The 21,351-nt window shown below is 64.9% G+C and carries 23 protein-coding genes and 1 riboswitch; of the genes, 10 read left to right on the top strand and 13 right to left on the bottom strand.

Annotated features, from left to right (window positions below):
• The first annotated feature begins 105 nt into the window (after positions 1 to 105).
• Positions 106 to 232: riboswitch (TPP riboswitch) on the top strand.
• On the top strand, positions 224 to 1,849 hold the full coding sequence (gene thiC, locus AB0J47_RS30555; protein WP_364353748.1) for a phosphomethylpyrimidine synthase ThiC: 1,626 nt from the start codon (positions 224 to 226) through the stop codon (positions 1,847 to 1,849). Its footprint overlaps the riboswitch before it by 9 nt.
• A 111-nt stretch (positions 1,850 to 1,960) precedes the next feature.
• On the opposite strand, the gene AB0J47_RS30550 is transcribed toward thiC, so the two are convergent.
• Positions 1,961 to 3,361 (bottom strand): lipase family protein, encoded by a 1,401-nt coding sequence (locus tag AB0J47_RS30550; RefSeq protein ID WP_364353745.1) that lies wholly within the window; start codon positions 3,359 to 3,361, stop codon positions 1,961 to 1,963.
• Between the two features lie 96 nt (positions 3,362 to 3,457).
• Here AB0J47_RS30550 and AB0J47_RS30545 point away from each other — a divergent pair, with 96 nt between their 5' ends.
• Positions 3,458 to 4,144: a TetR/AcrR family transcriptional regulator gene (locus tag AB0J47_RS30545; RefSeq protein ID WP_364353742.1), complete on the top strand. Its 687-nt coding sequence runs from the start codon at positions 3,458 to 3,460 to the stop codon at positions 4,142 to 4,144.
• A 4-nt stretch (positions 4,145 to 4,148) separates the two neighbouring features.
• Here AB0J47_RS30545 and fahA read toward each other — a convergent pair whose 3' ends face one another.
• From fahA to AB0J47_RS30530, 3 genes are all read right to left on the bottom strand, one after another.
• Positions 4,149 to 5,324, bottom strand: coding sequence for a fumarylacetoacetase (gene fahA, locus AB0J47_RS30540; protein ID WP_364353739.1), 1,176 nt, complete (start codon positions 5,322 to 5,324; stop codon positions 4,149 to 4,151).
• Positions 5,321 to 6,577 carry a homogentisate 1,2-dioxygenase domain-containing protein gene (locus tag AB0J47_RS30535; RefSeq protein WP_364353736.1) on the bottom strand — a complete coding sequence of 419 codons (1,257 nt, stop codon included), beginning with the start codon at positions 6,575 to 6,577 and terminating at the stop codon, positions 5,321 to 5,323. The genes fahA and AB0J47_RS30535 overlap by 4 nt, the downstream gene beginning before the upstream one ends.
• Before the next feature lie 135 nt (positions 6,578 to 6,712).
• Positions 6,713 to 7,339 (bottom strand): TetR/AcrR family transcriptional regulator, encoded by a 627-nt coding sequence (locus tag AB0J47_RS30530; protein ID WP_364353734.1) that lies wholly within the window; start codon positions 7,337 to 7,339, stop codon positions 6,713 to 6,715.
• Positions 7,340 to 7,496: 157 nt separating this feature from the next.
• On the opposite strand from AB0J47_RS30530, the gene AB0J47_RS30525 reads away from it, so the two are divergent.
• Together AB0J47_RS30525 and AB0J47_RS30520 are read left to right on the top strand one after the other, a co-directional pair.
• Positions 7,497 to 7,769: a type II toxin-antitoxin system prevent-host-death family antitoxin gene (locus AB0J47_RS30525; RefSeq protein WP_364353731.1), complete on the top strand. Its 273-nt coding sequence runs from the start codon at positions 7,497 to 7,499 to the stop codon at positions 7,767 to 7,769.
• Positions 7,766 to 8,023 carry a Txe/YoeB family addiction module toxin gene (locus AB0J47_RS30520; protein WP_364353728.1) on the top strand — a complete coding sequence of 86 codons (258 nt, stop codon included), beginning with the start codon at positions 7,766 to 7,768 and terminating at the stop codon, positions 8,021 to 8,023. The genes AB0J47_RS30525 and AB0J47_RS30520 overlap by 4 nt, the downstream gene beginning before the upstream one ends.
• A 15-nt stretch (positions 8,024 to 8,038) precedes the next feature.
• Here AB0J47_RS30520 and AB0J47_RS30515 read toward each other — a convergent pair whose 3' ends face one another.
• Genes AB0J47_RS30515 through AB0J47_RS30505 form a run of 3 tightly spaced genes read right to left on the bottom strand, consistent with a single transcriptional unit; the run spans position 8,039 to position 10,482 of the window.
• Positions 8,039 to 8,854 (bottom strand): exodeoxyribonuclease III, encoded by an 816-nt coding sequence (locus tag AB0J47_RS30515; RefSeq protein WP_364353725.1) that lies wholly within the window; start codon positions 8,852 to 8,854, stop codon positions 8,039 to 8,041.
• A gap of 55 nt (positions 8,855 to 8,909) precedes the next feature.
• Positions 8,910 to 9,899 (bottom strand): GNAT family N-acetyltransferase, encoded by a 990-nt coding sequence (locus AB0J47_RS30510; protein ID WP_364353722.1) that lies wholly within the window; start codon positions 9,897 to 9,899, stop codon positions 8,910 to 8,912.
• Entirely contained in the window at positions 9,892 to 10,482 is a 591-nt protein-coding gene (locus AB0J47_RS30505) for a peptide deformylase (RefSeq protein ID WP_364353719.1), read from the bottom strand. Before AB0J47_RS30505 ends, AB0J47_RS30510 begins: the two co-directional genes overlap by 8 nt.
• Here AB0J47_RS30505 and AB0J47_RS30500 point away from each other — a divergent pair.
• From AB0J47_RS30500 to AB0J47_RS30475, 6 genes are all read left to right on the top strand, one after another.
• The gene (locus AB0J47_RS30500; RefSeq protein WP_364353716.1) at positions 10,481 to 10,615 is read left to right on the top strand and encodes a hypothetical protein; all 135 of its coding nucleotides are present in this window, start codon (positions 10,481 to 10,483) and stop codon (positions 10,613 to 10,615) included. The two genes, AB0J47_RS30505 and AB0J47_RS30500, sit on opposite strands and share 2 nt — an antisense overlap.
• Positions 10,616 to 10,669: 54 nt before the next feature.
• Positions 10,670 to 11,017: a DUF3263 domain-containing protein gene (locus AB0J47_RS30495; RefSeq protein ID WP_364353713.1), complete on the top strand. Its 348-nt coding sequence runs from the start codon at positions 10,670 to 10,672 to the stop codon at positions 11,015 to 11,017.
• Between the two features lie 67 nt (positions 11,018 to 11,084).
• Complete coding sequence (locus tag AB0J47_RS30490) at positions 11,085 to 11,639, top strand: LytR C-terminal domain-containing protein (protein ID WP_364353710.1); 555 nt, start codon at positions 11,085 to 11,087, stop codon at positions 11,637 to 11,639.
• A 130-nt stretch (positions 11,640 to 11,769) separates the two neighbouring features.
• Entirely contained in the window at positions 11,770 to 12,456 is a 687-nt protein-coding gene (locus AB0J47_RS30485) for a superoxide dismutase family protein (RefSeq protein WP_364353707.1), read from the top strand.
• A 13-nt stretch (positions 12,457 to 12,469) separates the two neighbouring features.
• Positions 12,470 to 13,615, top strand: coding sequence for a glutamate--cysteine ligase (locus tag AB0J47_RS30480; RefSeq protein WP_364353704.1), 1,146 nt, complete (start codon positions 12,470 to 12,472; stop codon positions 13,613 to 13,615).
• Positions 13,616 to 13,839: 224 nt separating this feature from the next.
• A complete protein-coding gene (locus AB0J47_RS30475; RefSeq protein ID WP_364353852.1) occupies positions 13,840 to 15,126 on the top strand; it encodes a DUF5933 domain-containing protein in 1,287 nt (428 codons plus the stop codon).
• 72 nt (positions 15,127 to 15,198) lie between these two features.
• Here the strand turns inward: AB0J47_RS30475 and mnhG are convergent, their stop codons facing one another.
• The 6 genes from mnhG to AB0J47_RS30445 form a co-directional block, all read right to left on the bottom strand.
• Positions 15,199 to 15,531 carry a monovalent cation/H(+) antiporter subunit G gene (mnhG, locus tag AB0J47_RS30470; RefSeq protein ID WP_364353701.1) on the bottom strand — a complete coding sequence of 111 codons (333 nt, stop codon included), beginning with the start codon at positions 15,529 to 15,531 and terminating at the stop codon, positions 15,199 to 15,201.
• Positions 15,528 to 15,788 (bottom strand): monovalent cation/H+ antiporter complex subunit F, encoded by a 261-nt coding sequence (locus AB0J47_RS30465; protein ID WP_364353698.1) that lies wholly within the window; start codon positions 15,786 to 15,788, stop codon positions 15,528 to 15,530. The genes mnhG and AB0J47_RS30465 overlap by 4 nt, the downstream gene beginning before the upstream one ends.
• A 73-nt stretch (positions 15,789 to 15,861) precedes the next feature.
• Positions 15,862 to 16,428, bottom strand: coding sequence for a Na+/H+ antiporter subunit E (locus AB0J47_RS30460; RefSeq protein ID WP_364353695.1), 567 nt, complete (start codon positions 16,426 to 16,428; stop codon positions 15,862 to 15,864).
• Complete coding sequence (locus tag AB0J47_RS30455; protein ID WP_364353692.1) at positions 16,425 to 18,029, bottom strand: Na+/H+ antiporter subunit D; 1,605 nt, start codon at positions 18,027 to 18,029, stop codon at positions 16,425 to 16,427. Before AB0J47_RS30455 ends, AB0J47_RS30460 begins: the two co-directional genes overlap by 4 nt.
• Positions 18,026 to 18,397 carry a Na(+)/H(+) antiporter subunit C gene (locus tag AB0J47_RS30450; protein WP_364353689.1) on the bottom strand — a complete coding sequence of 124 codons (372 nt, stop codon included), beginning with the start codon at positions 18,395 to 18,397 and terminating at the stop codon, positions 18,026 to 18,028. Before AB0J47_RS30450 ends, AB0J47_RS30455 begins: the two co-directional genes overlap by 4 nt.
• Positions 18,394 to 21,255 carry a Na+/H+ antiporter subunit A gene (locus tag AB0J47_RS30445; RefSeq protein WP_364353686.1) on the bottom strand — a complete coding sequence of 954 codons (2,862 nt, stop codon included), beginning with the start codon at positions 21,253 to 21,255 and terminating at the stop codon, positions 18,394 to 18,396. Before AB0J47_RS30445 ends, AB0J47_RS30450 begins: the two co-directional genes overlap by 4 nt.
• Positions 21,256 to 21,351: the final 96 nt, after the last annotated feature.

Below are 21,351 nucleotides of genomic sequence, written 5' to 3'. Positions count from 1 at the left end.
GAGGAATGTACCGGCGCCCGGTCGGGCCTCGGCCGCTTCGCTGTATGTTCCTCCGATCGCCCTGCGGGGCGTGCAGGTGGAAAGGTATCGTCGGGCGGGAAAATTTCACACACCAACGGGGGCTCGCACCAGCGGGCTGAGAGGATGGCTAGCCCAATTCGGGCGTTCAGGGCCGTCGACCGTATGAACCTGACCGGGTAATGCCGGCGTAGGGAGGATATTCATGGGCACACATGTCGACTCCGTGACCACCGGTCCGATCGAAGGCAGCGTCAAGCACTACCAACAGGTCGATGACCTGCGCATTCCGGTGCGTCGGATCAATCTGACCAATGGCGAGCATTTCGACGTCTACGACACCTCGGGCCCGTACACCGACGACGCGGCGACCATCGATCTGGAGGCCGGTCTACCGAAGTTGCGCGACGGCTGGACCAAACCCGAGGTCGACGGTCCGCCGACCCAGCTGGCTTGGGCACGTCAGGGCATCATCACTCCCGAGATGCGCTTCATCGCCGCACGCGAGGGCGTCACGCCGGAACTGGTGCGCGACGAGGTCGCCGCGGGTCGCGCGGTCATCCCGGCCAACCACAAGCATCCGGAGCTGGAGCCGACCATTATCGGTAAGAAGTTCCTGGTGAAGATCAATGCCAATATCGGCAACTCGGCCGTATCCTCCTCGATCGCGGAGGAAGTGGAGAAGATGGTGTGGGCCACCCGCTGGGGTGCGGACACCATTATGGATCTGTCCACCGGCAAGAACATTCACGAGACGCGCGAATGGATCCTGCGCAACTCGCCCGTCCCGGTCGGCACCGTGCCGATCTATCAGGCGCTGGAGAAGGTGAACGGCGATCCGACCGCGCTCACCTGGGAGATCTACCGGGACACCGTAATCGAGCAGTGCGAGCAGGGCGTCGACTATATGACCGTGCACGCCGGTGTGCTGCTGCGCTATGTACCGCTGACCGCCAAGCGGGTCACCGGCATCGTCTCGCGCGGTGGATCCATCATGGCCGCATGGTGTCTGGCACATCATCAGGAGTCGTTCCTGTACACCAACTTCGCCGAACTCTGCGAGATCCTGGCGCGCTACGACGTGACCTTCTCGCTCGGTGACGGCCTGCGCCCGGGCTCCATCGCGGATGCCAATGACGAGGCCCAGTTCGCCGAGCTGCGCACCCTGGGTGAGCTGACCAAGATCGCGAAATCGCATGGTGTGCAGGTCATGATCGAGGGTCCGGGGCACGTGCCGATGCACAAGATCGTGGAGAACGTGCGGCTGGAAGAGGAGCTGTGCGAGGAGGCGCCGTTCTACACCCTCGGCCCGCTCGCCACCGATATCGCACCGGCCTACGATCACATCACCTCGGCCATCGGTGCGGCGATCATCGCCCAGGCGGGCACCGCGATGCTCTGCTATGTCACCCCCAAGGAGCACCTGGGGCTGCCCAACCGCGACGACGTCAAGGTCGGTGTGATCACCTACAAGATCGCCGCGCACGCCGCTGACCTCGCCAAAGGCCATCCGCACGCCCAGGACCGAGATAACGAGTTGTCCAAGGCGCGGTTCGAATTCCGCTGGCGCGACCAGTTCGCTCTCTCGCTCGATCCGGACACCGCCCGCGAGTACCACGACGAAACCCTCCCCGCCGAACCCGCCAAGACCGCCCACTTCTGCTCCATGTGCGGACCGAAGTTCTGCTCCATGCGCATCTCCGCGGACGTACGGGAATACGCTGCCCGCCAGGGACTTTCGGATGTCGAGGCGATCGAAGCAGGGATGGCGGAGAAGTCCGCCGAATTCGCCGACCACGGCGCACAGGTGTACCTGCCGGTCGTGTCGTAAAAATGGCGATAGCCCCGGACCAAGGGTGGTCCGGGGCTTCATTCAGGAAGATACACGAAGAATCCGCCGCTCAGGAGTGGATTCGCACAAATGGATGCCGAGGCAGTTGCATCAGCGTTCGCGCGGCCCGATCGGGAAACCGAGGGCGCCGAAGGTGGCGTTCAGATTGATCTCGATCTGGGTGATCAGGTCATTGAAATCGGCGAGCATGGAAACCACGTTCTCGGTGCGGCACCCGACCTGATCCTGCGCATTGGGGGCCAGGCGCGACTTCAACCAGTTGAAGGTGTCGGCCATGCCGAGTGACGGGAGGGTCAGGTGTTCGCTGAGGTGGTCGCGTTTGTAGACGATCGATGCGCCGTCGACGCACCACTGCTGATACAGGCGATCGGTGGTCCAGATCGGCACCGCCTCGTCCAGGACGCCCTGATAGATGAACAGCGGCGCGGTCGGGGTGCGCTCGCCGAGTACGGTCGCGTCGAAGACCTCGCGGATTTCCGGTAGTGCGAGGTATTGCCCGATCGGAATCGTCAGTATCCGTTGGTAATCGGTGAACTTCTGGGTCAGTGCATTGCGTGGCAGGCACTGCGAGTTGGTCCGGTTCATCAGCGCCTTGCCCTCGGGCGTCAGGTACTGATCGGTCACCTCGCGGAACTTCGGGTAGGCGTTGTAGAGCGAGGACACGCCGATGCCGATAAGGCTGGAGAACATGGATCCGTTGACGTGCAACAGGGATTCGACGTCCGAAACCGGCGCACCGAGCGCGGCACCCTTGACGTTCAGTTCCGGCGCATAGCTCGGCTGCATCTGCGCGGCCCATCCGCTGCCCATGCCGCCGCCGGAATAACCCCACAGCGCCACCGGGGTATTCGCGCCGTCCAGGCCGAGTGGTTCGAAACGCTCGGCGGCCCGAATGCCGTCGAGTGTCATATATCCCGGCTCCTCGGCCACCGCAAGATGTCCGTTGAGGCCCTCGTAGTCCGGCACCGAAATGGCCCAGCCCTGACTGATCATCGCGGCGATCGCGATCAGCTCGCTCTGTGAATGGATACCTTCGACGCCCGGCAGTCCTGCGCCCTGCTGTAGCACGAATGACGGTGCACAGGCGATGCTGGCGCTGTCGTAGTAGAACTGCAGCGAGACCAGCGGACGCGACCGGTTCGGATCCGCGCCCGCGGGCAGTATGACGGTGGTGACGGCGGCCGTCGGTTGTCCGAACAGATCGGTGCTGCGGTAGAGCAGCTGCCATGAGCGCACGCTCAGCGGCAGTACGGTCAGCACCGCCAGATGCACTTCGCGCGAGCGCAGAATCGCGCCGACTTCCTGCGCCTCGAAGCCCTCCGGCGGCTGATAGAACGAATCCTGTTGTGGCACAGGTACGGCTGCGGCTGGCGTGGCCGCGATACCACCGGCCAGCGAGGCCATCAAGGCCATCGCCATCGCTACCAGCGCGGCCGCCGTGCGCAATCCGCGCCGACGTTTGCGGGTCGGATCCTCATTGATCACTGGCACGGCTGCACCTTCCTCATCGACGTGACAGTGATTACAACACGGCTTCCTGTTACCAACAAGAAGTCTTTCTGAAACTGCTCCGGCTATGGTCGAGATATGACCCGCAGCAAATCCGCCGCGCGGCCCGATCCGACTCCGGCGCGGCGCCGCATCCGTGGCCTCGATGCCGAGCAGCGCAGTGCGCAACGGCGCAGCCAATTGCTCGACGCGGCCACTGAACTATTTGCCGAGCAAAGCTTTTCGGGTACGTCGATCGAACAGATCTGTCAGCGCGCGTTCGTCGGCACCAAGGGTTTCTACGATCATTTCGACAGCAAGGAAGCGTGCTACGTCGCGCTGCTCACCCATATCACCGAGCAGATTCAACGGCGGGCTATCGAGGCGGCCATCGCGGCCGCCGAACTGCCGTGGCCAGAGCGCGCGCAGGCCATTATCGCGGCCTTCGTGCACGCCATTGCCGACGATCCGCGGCTGGCCAAGGTGACATTCGGTGAGGCGGGCGGCATCTCACCGGCGGTGGAAAAGCAACGGCGCAGTAATCGACGTTGGGCGGCGGCCTTCCTCGATCAGCAGTGGTCGGGTGTGGAGTCATCGGATCCGGAGCAGCAGCGCGGGCGAATCGCTCTGGCGCTGGCCACCATTGGTGGCATGTTCGAACTCGTCGCGGACTGGCTGCACCATCATGACGACGGTGGCGCTCCCGATCTGGTCGATACGCTGATCGAGGACCTGCAGCGTTTCATCGCCGTCGTCGATGCGGGAGTTCGAACTGCCGCGCGTTGAACGCTCAGCCGTGCGCGTGCCAGATACGCCCGCGAACCTCCCCGAGGCCGATGCGTCGAGTACCGGAACCCGGGGCCGAAGCCGTGATGACGACCTCGTCGCCGTCCTCCAGGAAGGTCCGGTGCAGCCCGTTCACCGTGACGGGTTCGGCTCCGCCCCAGGATAATTCGATGAACGAACCGCGTTGGTCCGGCTCCGGCCCGGAGATGGTGCCGGAGGCGTAGAGGTCGCCGGTGCGAGTTGCGGCGCCGTTCGCGGTGAGATGCGCCAGCATCTGCGCCGGTGACCAGTACATTCGGGAATACGGTGGATGCGAGACGGTTTGGCCGTTCCAGTGCACGGCCAGGTCGATGTCCAGCCCCCACTGTTGGCTGCCCCGCAGATAGGGCAGTGTTTCGGGTTCTTGCTTCGGCAGCGGAATGCGGGCGGTCTCCAAGGCGGCCAGCGGCGTTATCCAGGCCGAGAGTGAGGTCGCGAACGACTTGCCCAGAAACGGTCCGAGCGGCTGATACTCCCAGGCCTGGATATCGCGCGCGGACCAATCGTTCACCAGCGCGACGCCGAAGACGTGCTCGGCGAACATGTCGATATCGATGGGTGCGCCGAGTTCGGATCCGACTCCGACCACGAATCCGAGCTCGGCCTCGATATCGAGACGCTGTGATGGGCCGAAATCCGGTGTGCCGGACGGTGTTCGGCATTGACCGTGCGGCCGCACGATATCGGTACCGGAGACGACGACCGTGCCGGCACGCCCGTGATATCCAACCGGCAGATGTCGCCAATTGGGCAGCAGCGGTTCGGCATCGGGTCGAAACAGCCTGCCGAGGTTCGTCGCGTGGTCGATGCTGGCATAGAAATCGACGTAATCGCCGATCGTCACCGGCAGTTCGGTGCGCACGCCGTGCAGCGGATGTACTGCCTCCCTGGGGATTTCGCCATCGACAAGCTCGCGAATCCGGCTGCGTACCTCCCGCCACCGACGTGGCCCCGCGGCCATGAACGCATTGAGACTCGGCTCGGCGAATACCGGATCCTCCAGTGCCGCAGCCAGATCGATGACCTGATCGCCGATCCGCACACCGACCCGGAAGTCCTGGCCCTCCGGCGCGAAGACGCCGTAGGGGAGATTATCCGGACCGAAGAGAGTGTTGTCGGGGACCTCGATGCGGGTCTTCATGCGGACCCACGGCGCTGGTTCGCGTGCGGACGCCGATTCAGGTCCCCGTCTCGGTCGGATTGCGGTCCGCGACCGGACCAAGTCCACGCATATCCGGGATCCTCGCAGGCCAGCGCGCCTTCGCCGAGCTCCAGCGGTCGGAAAGTATCGACCATGACCGCGAGTTCGTCGAAGAAATCGATGCCGATACTGCGCTCATACGCGCCCGGCTGCGGACCGTGCGCATAACCGCCGGGATGTACCGATACCGAACCCTGCCCGATACCGGAACCCCTACGCGCTTCGTAGTTTCCGCCGCAGTAGAACATGATCTCGTCGCTGTCGACATTGGAGTGGTAATACGGCACCGGAATCGATAATGGGTGGTAGTCGACCTTGCGTGGTACGAAATTGCACACCACGAAATTGATCCCCTCGAATGCCTGATGGGCGGGCGGCGGCTGGTGCACCCGGCCGGTGAGCGGTTCGAAATCGGCGATATTGAAGGTGAGCGGGTACAGGCAGCCGCCCCAGCCGACCACGTCGAAAGGATGGGTCGCGTAGCTCATCCGCGTGCCGACCACCTGGCCGCCGGGGCGATGCTTCACCAGCACCTCGATATCGGTTCCGGTGGCGATCAGCGGTTCCCCCGGCCCGTGCAGATCCCGCTCGCAGTACGGCGAATGTTCCAGCAGCTGACCGAATTTCGAGAGATACCGCTTCGGCGGGGTGATGTGGCTGGATGCTTCGATCACATACGCGCGCAGTGGTTGCGGGCCGCTCGGTAGCCAGCGGTGGGTGGTCGCGCGCGGAATCAAAACCTGATCGCCCTGCCGGGCCGGGATGGTGCCGAAGACCGTTTCGACGACGGCCGCACCGGATTCCACGTACACCAGCTCGTCGCCGATCGCATTGCGGTACAGCGGTGACGCGCCCTTGGCCACCACATAGGAGATCCGAACATCCGCATTGCCGAGCAGCAGCCGCCGACCGGTGACCGGATCGGTTCCGGCCGCGGTATCGCCGGGAAAGAGTTCGTGCAGACGCAGATGTCGATGGCGCAGTGGATGATTCGGGGTGAGGGTCTGGTCCGGCAGCTCCCATACCGTCGAATCGACAATGGCTGGCGGCAGGCCGCGGTGATACAGCAGCGAGGAATCGCCGGAGAAGCCCTCCTCGCCCATCAGCTCTTCGTAATAGAGCCGTCCCTGGTCGTCTCGATGCTGGGTATGCCGCTTCGGTGGCACCGCTCCCACCTGCCGATAGAACGCCATGACCGCACCTCCGGCTGGACCGCTGGATTTGCCTCCATCGTAGTGCCGCGGCGCCGGTAAGGTGGACATTTTGTCGGCCCACCGTCGACTTCTACGGCATTCCGCCTAGCGATGGAGTGAAGTCCTGAACAATTGTCAGGCGTGGCGCAATGCGCGATACACGGCCGCCCCGACAAAGGCCCCGAGGCTCTGCGGATCCCAACCGCCCTCGCCCGCCAGCAGCGTGCGCACCGCACCCTCGCCCGCGGACACCCACAGCTCGACCAGCACCGGCAACTTGCGCTCGGCATCCTCGGTACCCCAGGCGCGCAGCGTCGGTCGCAGCAGTGTGGCGCAACGCTCGATGGCGAGCTGGCGACCGCGCCCGAACGAATCCGCAACGGCCGGATCGGGATTGCCGTACAGCAGCCGCCACCCGTCCGGTCGCTCGGCCGCTTTCTCCAACAGTGCGCGGAAACCATCGACGAAAACGGTCTCGCCCGCGTCGACAGCGCGCGGGGGCAGCACCTCGAGCACTCCGCCGACCAGGAAGCTCTCCTCGCGTTGGATGAGCGCCTCGATCAGCTCGACGCGATCCGGGAAGCAGGCGTACACCACGGGCCTGGTCACATTCATCCGTTCGGCGATCGCGGCCATGGTGACCGCCGCGACGCCGTGCTCGACGGCAATCGCCAGCGCGGTATCGAGCACTTGGGGACGGCGACGCTCCGGGCCCAGATGCTGTGCCCGCTGCCGTGGCTGCACCGCCGTCTCGCTACCCATGCGCACAAGATATCAGTGTTACTGACCTGGTTCGCCCTGGTACCGGGCCTCTTGCGGCGGATGTCGCCCCCACGAGCGAACGGTTCAGCCGGTCTATTGTGCACTCTATGTACGTGATGATGTACATTGATACTTGCGAACGTTCGAGAGGACCGTCATGCGACCCATCTCTATCACCGAAGCTCGCGCCAACCTGGCTTCTGTCCTGGATTCGGCTACCGAAGATCTGGAAGAGGTCGTCATCACCCGCGCGGGACGAGAGTCTGCAGTCGTGATTTCGCTGCGTGAGTACCAGTCGCTGAAGGAAACCGCATACCTGCTCGGATCACCGGCCAATGCTCGCCATCTGGAGCGGTCGATCGAGCAGTTACGGGCCGGCGAGACCGAACACCATGAACTCGTCGAAACCGACGACGAGGGCGTGGAGTGAAGGTCTTGTTCACGCCGGATGCCTGGGCCGACTATCTCTGGTGGCAAGCCAACGACAAGGCAACGCTGAGGCGAATCAACAGACTCATCGAGGACATCACCCGCAACGGCTACGACGGTGTAGGCAAGCCGGAGCCGCTGCGGCAGAACCTCGCTGGGTTCTGGTCGCGTCGCGTCACATCCGAGCACCGCATTGTGTATGTGATCGAGGATGACACGGCCAAGATTGTCGCCTGCCGCTTCCACTATGAATGAGATCGGTATCAGTGATCAGTCGGTGAATTCGGCGATTACGGGGGCGTGGTCGCTGGGGCCTTCGCCTTTTCGTTCCTCGCGGTCGACCGTTGCGTCTTTAGTGCGGGCAGCGAGGGTGGGGGAGGCGAGGATGAAATCGATGCGCATGCCTTCTCTTCGGGGGAAGCGCAGTTGGGTGTAGTCCCAGTAGGTGTAGACGCCGGGGCCGGGGGCGTAGGGGCGCATTACGTCGGCGAAGCCGGTTTCGACGATGGCGTTGAAGGCGTCGCGTTCGGGTTGGGAGGTGTGGGTTTTGTTGGCGAAGAATTCGACGGACCACACATCGTCGTCGGTCGGGGCGATATTCCAGTCGCCGACCAGGGCGATCTGCGCCTCCGGATTCTCGGCGAGCCATTGGGCGCCGTTGGCGCGCAGGGCGGCAAGCCATTCCAGTTTGTAGGTGTAGTGCGGATCGTGCAGGGTGCGGCCATTGGGCACGTACAGGCTCCAAACCCGGACGCCGCCGCAGGTCGCGCCGAGTGCGCGCGATTCCACGATCGGCGCGCTGATCAGCGAGTCGGCCGCATCCTTGTCGAAGCCGGGCTGGTTCGGGAATGCGGCTTGCACATCTTCGAGTCCGATGCGGGAGGCGATAGCGACACCGTTCCACTGGTTGAGCCCGATGTGGGCGACCTCATAGCCGAGTTCGTCGAAGCGCTCGAACGGGAACTGTTCGTCGCGGCATTTGGTCTCCTGCATCGCGAGCACATCGATGTCCTGGCGGTCGAGGAAATCCGCGACCCGGTCGAGGCGGGAGCGGATCGAATTGACGTTCCAGGTCGCGAGACGCACGGATGCCTTCCTTCGCAATGGGCTATAGATCTGTTGTACCGCAGGAGGAGTTGGTTCAGCGAGAGCCTTCCGGAGCGGCATAGCGGTAGGTGTGGTGGTCGAGGAAGCCCAACTCGTGATACATCGCGATGGCCCCGCTGTTCTCGGCTTCGACCTGGAGATAGGCGTGGGTGGCACCGCGGTCGGCGCCCCAGCGGATGAGCTCCGCGCAGATCAGCGACCCCAGTCCGTGCCTGCGGTGTTCGGCCGCCACCGCGACGCAGGTCAGTCCGATCCAGCGCCGCCCATCCGGTGCTGTGGTGAGTGCGCCGCGCCCGATCGCGATGGGCTGCGGCAACCCGAGCGATGCGAAACCCACTTCGCCGTCGTGCACGGCCGTAAGCACTTCGACCAACGGTAGCGTCGAAACAGGCTGTGTCGCAGGATCTTCGCCGCTGTAGCGATGCATCGACAACCAGGTGTCATCGGGGGCGGGCACAATGCGCACCATCCGCGGCCCCTGCGGCAGTACGAAATTCTCGATATCGATCGCCAGCAGTTGAGTTTCGCGCCAACTCCGCCAGCCAGCCGGCAGCGACGCGAGCCGATCCGGCAGTGCGAGCTGCACCGGCAGTCCATGTGCGGTGTACCACTCGCCGATCCGCTGCAGCGTATCCGCGCCCAAGGCCGCCGGACCATCCGAACTGCCGAGCGGCACAGCGGAATTGGCGCGGTTGGTGTAGCCGTTTCCGGCCCGCAAGAGCCAGCCGTCGATCCAACCCTGCTCGATACCTGGCCAGGCGTACGCCGCCGCAGCTTCGAGCGCCCGGATCTCCTTGGTGCGAATCGGCCTCGGCCCCAACGCTTTCATCGCGACAACGCGATCCACCGCGACCGCGACGACCTGCCCGTCGGCGGCACGCACGGTAGGCGGATCCAACGAAATCAGTTCGCCGATTACATCTGTGAGCGGTTGTGGATAACCCGCCGGCAACCGGTACCGCAGCACCACCCGCCGACCCAACTGGATATCGGGCAGTAGCGAATCACCCGCAGGATCAGTCATCGTGTCCGAACGGATCGGGCACCGTGCCGGGAATCCAGCTGAGTCCCGGTGTGCCCCAACCGTTCCGCTTGATCGCCTTCTTGGCCGCGCGGGCATTGCGGCCGATCAGCACATCCACATAGAGGAAGCCGTCGAGATGTCCGACCTCGTGCTGCAGCATGCGGGCGAAGAAACCCTTGCCCTCGATCTCCACCGGTTCGCCGTGCTCATCGGTTCCGGTGACGCGCGCCCATTCGGCCCGACCGGTGGGGAACTGCTCACCGGGCACCGACAGGCAGCCCTCGTCATTGTCATCCGGATCCGGCATGGTCTCCGGAATCTCCGAGGTTTCCAACACCGGATTGATCACCGCGCCCCTGCGGCGCACAGCCGAACCCTTGGCGTCGATATCGGGGCAGTCGTAGACGAACAGCCGCAACGGCACGCCGACCTGGTTCGCGGCCAGTCCGACGCCGTTGGCGGCATCGAGCGTCTCGTACATATCCGTGATCAGCTGGGCCAGTTCCTCCGGCGTCTGGGTGACCTGCTCGGTCGGATTGTGCAGAACCGGGTCACCGACGATCACGATGGGGAGGATTGCCATGGGGGCAATTATTGCCGATGGGCTCGAACGGGTCGCAGCCGCCGCGATCGCGGGTGGTCATGACGCGCTACCGACCGGTAGCGAACACGCCGCGACGGTGCTGGGGGCAATCCCGCGGCCCATGGTTGAATGATCCGCGACGTACAAGCATCATTTTCGTCTGGTGATTACTCGGCGAGGGAGCAAGATGGACGGCGCAGCGGCTCGGAATCTTTCCGCGATCCAGGACGGCCCTTCTGCGAGCGAAGATGTCACGGCAGCCCCGCAGGTCGATGGCGACGGTGACGGTCTCGGCCGTCGCGAACACGACATCCTGGCTTTCGAACGGCAATGGTGGAAGTACGCCGGGGCTAAGGAAGAGGCCATTCGTGAACTGTTCGGCATGTCGCCGACCAGGTATTACCAGGTACTCAACGCAGTGGTGGATCGGCCTGAGGCTTTGGCCGCCGATCCCATGCTGGTGAAGCGGTTGCGTCGACTGCGGGCGAGCAGGCAGAAGGCGCGAGCCGCTCGGAGGCTCGGTTTCCAGGTATGACGCGCCGCCGTAAAACCGGAGCGAGCGCAACGACCATAGGGTCCGGTTTGCGGATAGGGTCATATTCGTGAGCTACCCGAATCCCACCTCCGGCGGGCCGCCGTTGCGCGCGCTGGCGATGGTGTTGATCGCGCTGGCCATCGTTTTCGCCGGGCTCGGCGCGATGTCGTTATCGAGTTCGGATTCCGACACCTCGGGGGCGGGTGATACTTCGAGCACAACGAGTCGGGCCGCCGCTACCACGGCGGTCGCGACGACCAACCCACCGGTGCAGACCACGAGTTCGGCACTGAGCAGTTCGGCGTCGGCCACCACGAAACCGTCGACGACGGCGGCCGCGACCACCACGGCGAATCGCGCTGTGCCGGTACATGTTATGAACAACAGCACCGTTGCCGGACTGGCCGCGCGCACCGCGAGCGAGCTCGCCGCCAATGGCTGGAACGTTGCCGAGGTCGGCAACTATCCCGGCCCCAATATCACGAATACGACTGTGTACTACGGCAATAACGCCGGCGAGAAGGAAGCCGCACTGGCCATAGCCGATGAACTGGGCGCGACCGCCGAGCCGCGTCCCGGTGGGTCGGGTTCGGGTGTGACAGTGGTTGTCACCGGTAACTGACCAGTGCGGGGGCTCGCGACACGGCCCGGTCACGGGAGCGACACGGCGAACGTGGCATCATCTTGTCCGGTAACGAACGTGTCCACCCGCCCTTACTCGTAAACTCGGTACTCGTAAAGGAGTTCCCCCGATGGCCCCGTCCACAACTCTTCGCCCGTCCTGGCGGACTGTGACCCCGGTGCTCGCTGTCGCGGTCTTCGGCCTCGCCGCCTGCTCGAACAGCCAGGAGTCGAGCGACGTCCAGGGAACTACGCCGCCCGTGTGGACCGGTGCGTCCGCCCCGGCGGCCAGCGAATCCGGCACCGAGACGGGCGCCCCGAATGCCAACACCGGCGTGAAGGTCGACCTGAAGGACCCCGCGGGTTCCGCGGTCGCCGTCGCGAATATCACCAAGGACGGCAACCACCTGCAGGTCAGCATCGAGGCGCACGGCCTGCGCCCCGGCTTCCACGGCCTGCACATCCACCAGGTCGGCAAGTGCGAGCCCAACTCGGTCGCGCCCACCGGCGGTCCGGCGGGTGACTTCCTGTCGGCCGGCGGCCACCTGCAGGTCGGCAGCGCCAATGCCCATCCGGCCAGCGGCGATCTGACCTCGCTCGAGGTCCGTGCCGACGGTACGGCCAAACTGGTCACCACCACCGATGCGGTGACGTTGGAAGACATCAAGGGCAAGGCCCTGATGATCCACGCCGATGCCGATAACTTCGGCAATATCCCCAACCGTTATGTCCGCGCCGACGGCGTTGCCGGCCCGGACGACACCACACTGGCGACCGGCGACGCGGGTGGTCGCATCGCCTGCGGTGTAATCCAGTAGCAAGGTCACCGATATGGCCGGACCAGCAATCGCGCGGGTTCCCTTCCCCGGGTCGCCCCGGCCGACCATCGGTATCGAATGGGAAATCGCGCTCGTCGACAAGGTGACCCGCGATCTGTCGAATACTGCTGCGGCCGTGTTCGATTCGCTCGGTGACTTACATTCCTACGACGGAACCCCGCAAGTCACCAAGGAACTGCTGCGCAATACCGTCGAACTCGTCACCGGTGTGCACAACACGGTCGGCGAGGCGGTCGACGATCTGCGCGGCACCATGGATACCGTGCGCCGCGCCGCCGATCCGCTCGGCGTCGATCTGTTCTGCGCGGGCACCCACCCATTCGCCCAGTGGTCGGCCCAACAACTAACGCGCTCACCGCATTACGACGAGCTGATCGATCGAACCCAATGGTGGGGCCGCCAGATGATGATCTGGGGCGTGCATGTGCATGTCGGAGTTTCGCACGCCGAGAAGGTTTTTCCGATCCTCAACTCGCTGCTGCTGTCGTATCCGCATCTGCTGGCGCTGTCCGCGTCCTCGCCGATGTGGGCGGGCTCCGATACCGGCTATGCAAGCAACCGGACGTTGATGTTCCAGCAGCTGCCCACCGCCGGTCTGCCGTTCCAATTCGAAAACTGGTCCCAGTTCGAGCATTTCGTGCACGACGAGATGAAGACGGGGGTCTTCGAACAACTCGGCGGCATGCACTGGGATATTCGGCCCGCGCCGAAATGGGGCACCATCGAGGTGCGAGTCTGCGATGGGGTCTCGACCCACGCGGAGCTGTCGGCCTTGGCGGCGCTCATTCACTGCCTGATCGTCGATCTCGATCAGCGCCTCGACAACGGCGAAACACTGCCGACCATCCCGCCGTGGCATGTTCAGGAGAACAAGTGGCGCGCGGCCCGCTACGGTCTCGACGCGATCGTCATCGTGGACGACGACAGCAATGAGCGGTTGGTCACCGATGATCTGATGGATCTGCTGCAGCGGCTGGAACCGACGGCCAAGCGGCTCGGCTGTGCGGACGAACTCGCCCTGGTGGCGGAGATCCCACGGCGCGGCGCGTCCTATCAGCGGCAGCGCAAAGTGGCCGCGAGCACCCAGGGCGATCTGGTCGCGGTGGTCGATGCCCTGGTCAAGGAGTTGGACCAGTAGTTTTGCCTGGTTGAACGGTCGGCTGACGTTCAGCTGGTCAGGGGGATGGCGTTCATCCGCCGTTTACTATGGTCGACGTGCTTGTCGAAGATCCGAGTCAAAAAGGTGGCAGCGTCCCCGCGGCGCGAGCGACGGGCCCGGAGGCGGTAGCGGAGCGTCACCACGGCGGGACCCGGGAGCGCCGCAAATCGAATACCGAGCGGGCGCGCGCGCCGCGTTCGCGGATCTGGACGGCAGCCGCGATCGCGGCGGTGCCGGTACTGCTCATCGCCCTACAGGTGGGTTCGATCGGGCACGATTTCGAGGGGCCGCTCGGCAGTCTGTGGCACGACTATGTCGGCACACCCAAGTCCATGTCGGTGCCGTGGGCCGGACTCATACTTGCGCTGGTCGGAATCTCCAAGCGCCGCAGGATAATCGCGGTCGGCACGGCGGCGGGTATCGACGTGGTGTGGGCGAGTGTTCGACTGCTGAGCGGCGAGTCGTTCGCAATCGGCAATGGGCCGACGCTCGTGCTCACCGGTCTGGCGCTGATCGCCGGATTCCGCTGGAACGGGGTGGATCGACGCAATGCGCTGCACGCCGCCGCGCTGGGCGCATTGCTGGTACTGGCCACCAAGGTCGGTGATGTGTGGCTGCACGTTACGGTCGTCAGCCGGCCACAGGTCTACGACATCTATGTGGCGCTGGCCGATCACGCGCTCGGTGATCCGTCCTGGGTGATGGGTCGCGTGGTGGATGCGCTCGGACCAGCCGTCTACGCGGTGCTGCACTGGGTTTACATCGAGTTGCCGGTGGCGGCGATCGTCGTCGCGGTGTGGCAGCTGCGTCGGGTGGTATCGACCGGTATATGGCCGACCCACTATCTGGTGCGCACCTTCCTGGTGCTCGGACTGATCGGCCCGGTCATCTACGTGATCTTCCCGGTGGTCGGCCCGATGTTCGCCTTCGGTCCGGACGGCCACAGTATGCAGGTCGGCAATTTCTGGCCCGGTGTCGTCCCGCCGATCGATCGCAATCCGGCACCGCTGCCGTTCGATTCCTTCACGCCACGCAACTGCGTGCCTTCCATGCATACGGCTTGGGCGCTGTCGGTCTTTCTGCACACTCGCAGGGACGCCGATGGTTCGCGTGCTCCGCTTTGGCTGCGCTGCCTCGGCGCGTTCTGGTTGGCCGCCACGCTGACGGCGACGCTGGGCTTCGGCTACCACTATGGCGTCGATCTGGTGGCCGGTGCGGTGTTGTGCCTGACGATCGAGTCCGCGCTGCGCGCTCCCGAGCGCGGCTGGGGATGGTTCCGGGTGCGGCTGGTGCTGTTGGGCGCGGTGATCCTCGGCGCGCTGTTGCTTTCGTTCCGCTATCTCGCTGTTCCGATGGCCGAGTATCCGGTGTTGGCCGGGACGGCCGTGCTCGCGCTGCTGGCCGCGATGGCTGCGGCGTTCCATGCGACGTGGTTTGCCGGGGCTCCGGTGGTCGCGGCGCAAGAGACTCCCGTCGGCGCGGCTCGATAGCCTGAGCTCCCGCGGATTCGGCGCGAGAATGGGCGCTCAGGGCAGGGCCGACCGCCCCCGAGGTCCCTCGGCTCACAACGTATCGTCGCGAAACTCGTTCACCCGCAACAGCCCGTCACGGTAGCGCTGCTCCCGATATGCCGTCCGGCCGATCAGATGCGCGATCACCGGCGCGGTGAGCAGAGTGAACAGCCCGACCAGCAACAGCAGCCCGATATTGCCGTGGCCGCGCAATTGGATCGCCGCACCCTCCAGAACCAGGATCAGGCCGACCACCTGGGGTTTGGTGGCGGCGTGCATGCGCGAGAGCGTGTCCGGAAAGCGCACGATGGCAATCGATGCGGTCAGCGCGAGTGTCGCGCCGCTCAGGATGAGGACCCCGGAGGCCACGTGCCACAGATTCATGTGTCGTCCCGGATGTGGAATCGGGAGACCGCGGCGGAGCCGAGGAAGCCGACCAGTGCCAACGCGACGATCGCGGGCACGACCGTGGTGTCGTCGCTGTATGCGGCCCAGACCGCCAGGCCGGAGGCGGCAATGGCCATCAGCGAGTCGATGCCGACAACGCGGTCCTGGATGCTCGGCCCGGCCAGGATGCGATAGCTGACGATCACGGCGGCGGCCATCAGCATGATGCCGGCCACAATCGCGACAACGATCACGTCTGCACCTCGCCGGCGCTCGGTTCCGCCGTGACCGGCGGTGCTGTGTTATTGGTTCCCTCGCTACGCTCGCTCACGGGTCCACCTCCGGAGTTGTTCGGGCCGAACGCCATTCGGTGGGGCGCTCGAACGATGAGATGAGCAGCCGCTCCAGCCGCCTGGTGGTTCGATAGAACGTGGCAACCGCCTTCTCGCTGCCCACGTCCAGGACGTGCACATAGAAGACGCAGCGCTGCCGGTCGATCTCCAACACCATGGTGCCCGGAATCAGATTGAGTACATCGGCGCACAACACCAGCACCAGATCCGATCGCATATTCAGATTCACCCGCAGCACGCCGGAGGCCGGCGGTGCTGCCGGACGGATCGCGAACCAGGCCACCTGCAGACTGGATTCCAGCGCGTAATACGAACCGACGACGACCAATTCGATCAGCGACAGCGGATGTATGCGCCCGGATACCGGAACGCGCGGCAGCGGCAAGGTCAGCATGATCAGCGCGCCGACGACGAGACCGGCCAGCACATTGCCCACACTGACTTCGCCCCAGAGCGTCGACCACACCGCCGTCAGCCACAACAGCACGCCGATGCGCACGGCGGTCGATCGAGTCGGGACAAGTCGACGGACGGTGCTCATCGGATGGTTCCCTTCGCCCCGGCGTACGAATTGCCGAGCACCGCACCGACATACACCGCGGGATTGCTCAGATCGTCGGCGGCGCGGTCCGCGATGCGCAGAATCGGACCGGCGAATACCGTCAGGCACAGACCGACCACCACCAGCGCCGCCGTCGAGCCGACCATCAGCACTGGCATGCGCCCCGGATCGGTGCGTTCGTCATAGCGCACATCGGTCGAATCCTCCACCAGCGTCGGTGGTTTCGCCGCCGTGAGATGTCCCTCCGGCGCCTCGACGCGCGGCCGCCAGAATGCCTTGCTCCACACCCGCGCCATGGCGTACAGCGTCAGCAGGCTGGTCACCACCGAACCCGCGACCAGCACCCAGGCCAGTACACTGCCGGCCGCCGCACCCGCCTGCAGCAGTGCGACCTTGCCGATGAATCCCGAGAACGGAGGTATACCACCGAGATTCAAGGCGGGCACCAGGAACAGGATCGCCAGCAGCGGACTGGCCGCTGCCAAACCGCCCAATCGTCGCAGTGATACCGATCCCGCCTGCCGCTCGATCAGTCCGACCACCAGGAACAGCGCCGTCTGCACCAGAATGTGGTGCGCCACATAGAAAACCGCGCCGGAAAGACCCGCGGCGGTGGAGAGTCCGATACCGAACACCATGTAGCCGATGTGGCTCACCAGGGTGAACGACAGCAGGCGTCGGATATCGCTCTGCGCGATCGCACCGAAGATTCCGACCACCATGGTGAGCAGACCACAGACCAGCAGCACATCGTCGAATCCGCCGTCCGGGAACAGCAGGGAGTGCGTCCGGATGATCGCGTACACACCGACTTTCGTCAGCAGGCCCGCGAAAACCGCGGTCACGGGCGCGGGTGCGGTGGGGTAGGAGTCGGGCAGCCAGTTCGACAGCGGAAAGACCGCCGCCTTTATGCCGAAGGCCACCAACAGCACCGCGTAGATGGCCATCCGAATACCATTGGGCACCTGGCCCATTCGCACCGCCAGCTGCGCCAGGTTCAGTGTTCCGGTGGCCGCGTAGGCCAGCGCGATACCGGTCAGGAAGATGAGCGACGACACCATCGAGACCATCACATACGCGATACCGGCCCGGATCCGGTCCGCGGTAGCGCCGACGGTGAGCAGTACGAACGATGCGGCGAGCAGAATTTCGAAGCCGACGAACAGGTTGAACAGATCACCGGCCAGGAATGCGGCCGAAACACCCGCGGTGAGTACGAGATACGTCGGGCGATAGATCGAGGTCGGCTGGCGGTCGTCACCGTCGCGAATGTTCTGGCCCGCACCGTAGATCGAGACCGCGAGCAGCACGATCGCCGAGACGAGCAGCATGGCCGCGGATAGTCGATCAACCACCAGCGTGATGCCGATCGGTGTACCCCACCCGCCGACCTGCAGCGCGGTGGTGCCGTCGCGATCGACCAGATACAGCAGCACCCCGCAGATGCCCACCACGACCGACAGCACCAACAGCATGACGAAGCGCTGGATGCGCGGCTGCCGTCCGAACACCAGCGTGCCCGCCGCCCCGAGCAAGGGCACCAGGACCGGTAGCGGTGCGAGCGCGGTCAGCACACTCAATCCTCCGGATCCTCTCTCTCACGCCGGGCGGCGACCTCGGCATCTTCCGGGTCGTTGTGCACGGTGTCGGTGGTGGTGAGGATGTAGGAGCGGTAGGCGAGGGCGAGCACGAAGGCCGCAAGACCCATGGTGATCACGATCGCGGTGAGCACCATGGCCTGGGCGAGCGGATCGGCCGTATCCTCGCCCTCGCCCCGGATGGGTGGCCGACCGTCCCGTCCGCCGACTGTAAGGATCAGCAGATTCACCGCATTGCCGAACAGGATCATGCCGAGCAGCATTTTCGAGACCGCGCGTTCGAGGATCAGATAGACACCGCACGCGACGTGAATCCCGATCAGGATCAGCAGGGTCAGATTCGCACTCACTGGGAACCTCCACGTAACGAGGCGGATTCGTCCTCGTCGGTGGCCAGCTCGCTGTCCAGGCGCGCGCCGAGGCTGCGCAGCACGTCCAGGACCAGCCCGACCACGATGAGATAGACACCGAGATCGAAGAACAGTGCGGTGACCACCTTGATGTGCCCGATCACCGGCAGCGTCACTTCGACAATCGCCGACGACAGCGGCGGCGCGCCGAATAGCAGTGAGGTGCTCGCGGTTCCGGCGGCCAGCGTCAACCCGCCGCCGAGCAAATGCCCCGCATCCACGGGCAGCGCCTCGCCGAGTTCATAGGGGCCGCCGGCGAGATAGCGCAGCGTCAGTGCGAGTCCGGCGGTCAGTCCGCCCGCGAAACCGCCGCCCGGCGCATTGTGGCCGGAGAAGAAGAAGTACACCGACAGCACCATGATGGTCGGGAAGACCAGTCGGGTGGTGACCTGCAGGACCATCGATCGGTCGCGCCGGTCCACCAGCCGCCCGGCGGGCAACCAGCTGATCAGGTCCGGATCGTAGTTCGGGGAGTCCGCCGCACGCGGGGCGCTGCCGAAACGGCGGCTGCGGAATACCAGCGATGCCACCCCGGTCGCGGCCACGACAAGCACCGAGATCTCGCCGAGGGTGTCCCATGCTCGGATATCGACCAACAGAACATTGACGGCGTTCTTACCGCCGCCGAATGTGTATGCGGCATCGGGGATCAGGTGCCAGATGGGTTCGGTGGAGCGGGCGGCGACGGCGAAGGCGGCCAGCACCGCGACCGTCGCACCCACCAGTGCGGACAGAATCGCCCGCCGCACTTTGAATGCGGCGGTGCGACTTTCGTCGATTTCGGCGGGGAAGGCCCGCAGCACCAGCACGAAGATCACCAAAGTCAGTGTCTCGATCAGGAATTGGGTCAGCGCAAGATCCGGCGCACCGTGCATCGCGAAGATCACACCGCAGCCGTAACCGGTGACGCCGACGACGAGCACACTGGCCAACCGGTTGCGCAGCACCGTCGAGGCCAGTGCCATGACGGCCATGATCGTGCCGATGACGAGCTGAGATGGCGAATCCCACAGGCGCAGGCGAACTCCGGTGCGGGTGCCGATCGCGAGCAGTACGGTCGGCAGCAGGATCAAGGTCACCAGAATCGCCGCCTGACTCAGCGGCAGCGAACCACGCTGCACCGCGCCCGTCATTCGTAGCGACAGCCGGTCCATGGCCCGTAGGGTGGCGTCGTAGGCACGGTCGGCATTGCCGAGCATGGTCGCGGATTCGCCGATACGACCACGCAGCCCGAACACCACAATGCCCGCGATGATGATCAGGATCGTCAGCGTCAGCGCGACATTGAAGCCGTGCCAGAGTGCGAGATGCGAATCGAGTACGCCGGGCAGGGTTTTCGCGTAGGGGGTGAGTAGTTCGTCCAGCCATGTCGCGCCGAGACCCGCGATCAAGCCCCCAACCGCGAGCAAGGCGGGCGCCGCCGTGAACAGCGCTCCCGGCGCACGCCAATGGCCATTTTCCGAATAACCGTGCTCCGCAGGGCGCACGTGCTCACCACTGGATAGCACCTCTCGATCCGCAAAAGCTCCCCAAATGAACCGAATGCTGTAGCCAACGGTCAGCATGGATCCGAGCACTACACCGACGGCCAACGCGGCCTTAGCCGGTGCGGCAAGGACATCCGCATCCAACACCGCGGCCAGCGCACTTTCCTTGCCCACGAACCCGAGCAGCGGCGCAATCCCGGCCATACTGAGCGCCGCCAACACCGCGACACCGCACAGCACCGGCGCCCGCCGCCCCAGCCCGGACAACTCCCGCAGGTCCCGCGTACCGGCCCCGTGGTCGATGATCCCGACCACCATGAACAAACACGCCTTGAACAGCGCATGCGCCACGATCAAGGCTGAACCGGCCAGTGCCGCATCCGGTGTACCGAGCCCGACCAGCATGATCAGCAACCCCAACTGGCTCACCGTCCCGAAGGCGAGCACCAGCTTCAGATCCGTCACCTGCAATGACCGCAACCCGGCGAGCAGCATCGACGCCATACCGAGCGTGAGGATCAGCGGATGCCAGGCTGGGCTTTCCGCGAATACCGGCGCCAGCCGCGCCACCAGATAGACACCCGCCTTCACCATGGCCGCCGCATGCAGATACGCGCTCACCGGTGTCGGCGCCGCCATCGCACCCGGCAGCCAGAAGTGCAGCGGCACGATTGCCGATTTGCTCAACGCCCCGACCAGCAGCAGCACCACCGCGACATCCACCGCGATGCCCGAAGGCGGCCCCGCGAGCAGATCCGACAGCAGATAACTGCCGCTCACCTGACCGAGGATGACGATCCCGACCAGCATCGCCAGCCCGCCCGCACCGGTCACCAATAGCGCCTGGATCGCCGCCCGCCTGCTCACCGCCTGTTCGGCATTGTGGCCGACCAGCAGGAACGACAACACTGTCGTCATTTCCCAGAAGACGAACAGCAGCAACATATTATCGCTGGTGACCAGGCCGAACATGGCCCCGGCGAAGGCGACCAACTGGGCCGCGAACACCGGCAGCCGCGGTTCGTCGTTCTCGAAATACCGTGCGCAATAAGCCAGAATCACCGCGCCGATGCCGAGCACCAGCGCGGACATGAGGGCGGCGAGCGAATCGAAGCGCAGCTCGATATTCATGTCGATGCTCGGCGCCCAAGCGACTCGAACCCGCTGTGTGCTACCCCAATTCGCGATCACCCAGCCGAGACAGCCGAACGGGACGAGTGCGAGTACGTAGAAACCGTTGCGCCCCAACGCCCGCACGCACAGCGGTGCCGCGAGTGCGGCTATCACGAGCGCGAGCAGGATTCCGAGCAAACTGCACTCCGTCGGGTAGTTGCGGCGGGGTGATACCGAATGACCTTACTTGGAGCCTGCGACTTTCGTCGGCCGAGCGAATATGGCGTATGCCAT

The sequence above is a fragment of the Nocardia sp. NPDC049737 genome, assembly GCF_040674755.1.
GTDB lineage: Bacteria > Actinomycetota > Actinomycetes > Mycobacteriales > Mycobacteriaceae > Nocardia.
This window is presented reverse-complemented; position numbering and strand designations above follow the sequence as displayed.

Bases quoted from the DNA above. Each gene is read 5' to 3' on its own strand.
- thiC (WP_364353748.1), top strand. From the start codon at position 224: ATGGGCACACATGTCGACTCCGTGACCACCGGTCCGATCGAAGGCAGC.
- AB0J47_RS30545 (WP_364353742.1), top strand. From the start codon at position 3,458: ATGACCCGCAGCAAATCCGCCGCGCGGCCCGATCCGACTCCGGCGCGG.
- fahA (WP_364353739.1), bottom strand. From the start codon at position 5,324: ATGAAGACCCGCATCGAGGTCCCCGACAACACTCTCTTCGGTCCGGAT.
- AB0J47_RS30535 (WP_364353736.1), bottom strand. From the start codon at position 6,577: ATGGCGTTCTATCGGCAGGTGGGAGCGGTGCCACCGAAGCGGCATACC.
- AB0J47_RS30530 (WP_364353734.1), bottom strand. From the start codon at position 7,339: ATGGGTAGCGAGACGGCGGTGCAGCCACGGCAGCGGGCACAGCATCTG.
- AB0J47_RS30525 (WP_364353731.1), top strand. From the start codon at position 7,497: ATGCGACCCATCTCTATCACCGAAGCTCGCGCCAACCTGGCTTCTGTC.
- AB0J47_RS30510 (WP_364353722.1), bottom strand. From the start codon at position 9,899: ATGACTGATCCTGCGGGTGATTCGCTACTGCCCGATATCCAGTTGGGT.
- AB0J47_RS30500 (WP_364353716.1), top strand. From the start codon at position 10,481: ATGGGGGCAATTATTGCCGATGGGCTCGAACGGGTCGCAGCCGCCGCG.
- AB0J47_RS30505 (WP_364353719.1), bottom strand. From the start codon at position 10,482: ATGGCAATCCTCCCCATCGTGATCGTCGGTGACCCGGTTCTGCACAAT.
- AB0J47_RS30495 (WP_364353713.1), top strand. From the start codon at position 10,670: ATGGACGGCGCAGCGGCTCGGAATCTTTCCGCGATCCAGGACGGCCCT.
- AB0J47_RS30485 (WP_364353707.1), top strand. From the start codon at position 11,770: ATGGCCCCGTCCACAACTCTTCGCCCGTCCTGGCGGACTGTGACCCCG.
- AB0J47_RS30480 (WP_364353704.1), top strand. From the start codon at position 12,470: ATGGCCGGACCAGCAATCGCGCGGGTTCCCTTCCCCGGGTCGCCCCGG.
- mnhG (WP_364353701.1), bottom strand. From the start codon at position 15,531: ATGAATCTGTGGCACGTGGCCTCCGGGGTCCTCATCCTGAGCGGCGCG.
- AB0J47_RS30460 (WP_364353695.1), bottom strand. From the start codon at position 16,428: ATGAGCACCGTCCGTCGACTTGTCCCGACTCGATCGACCGCCGTGCGC.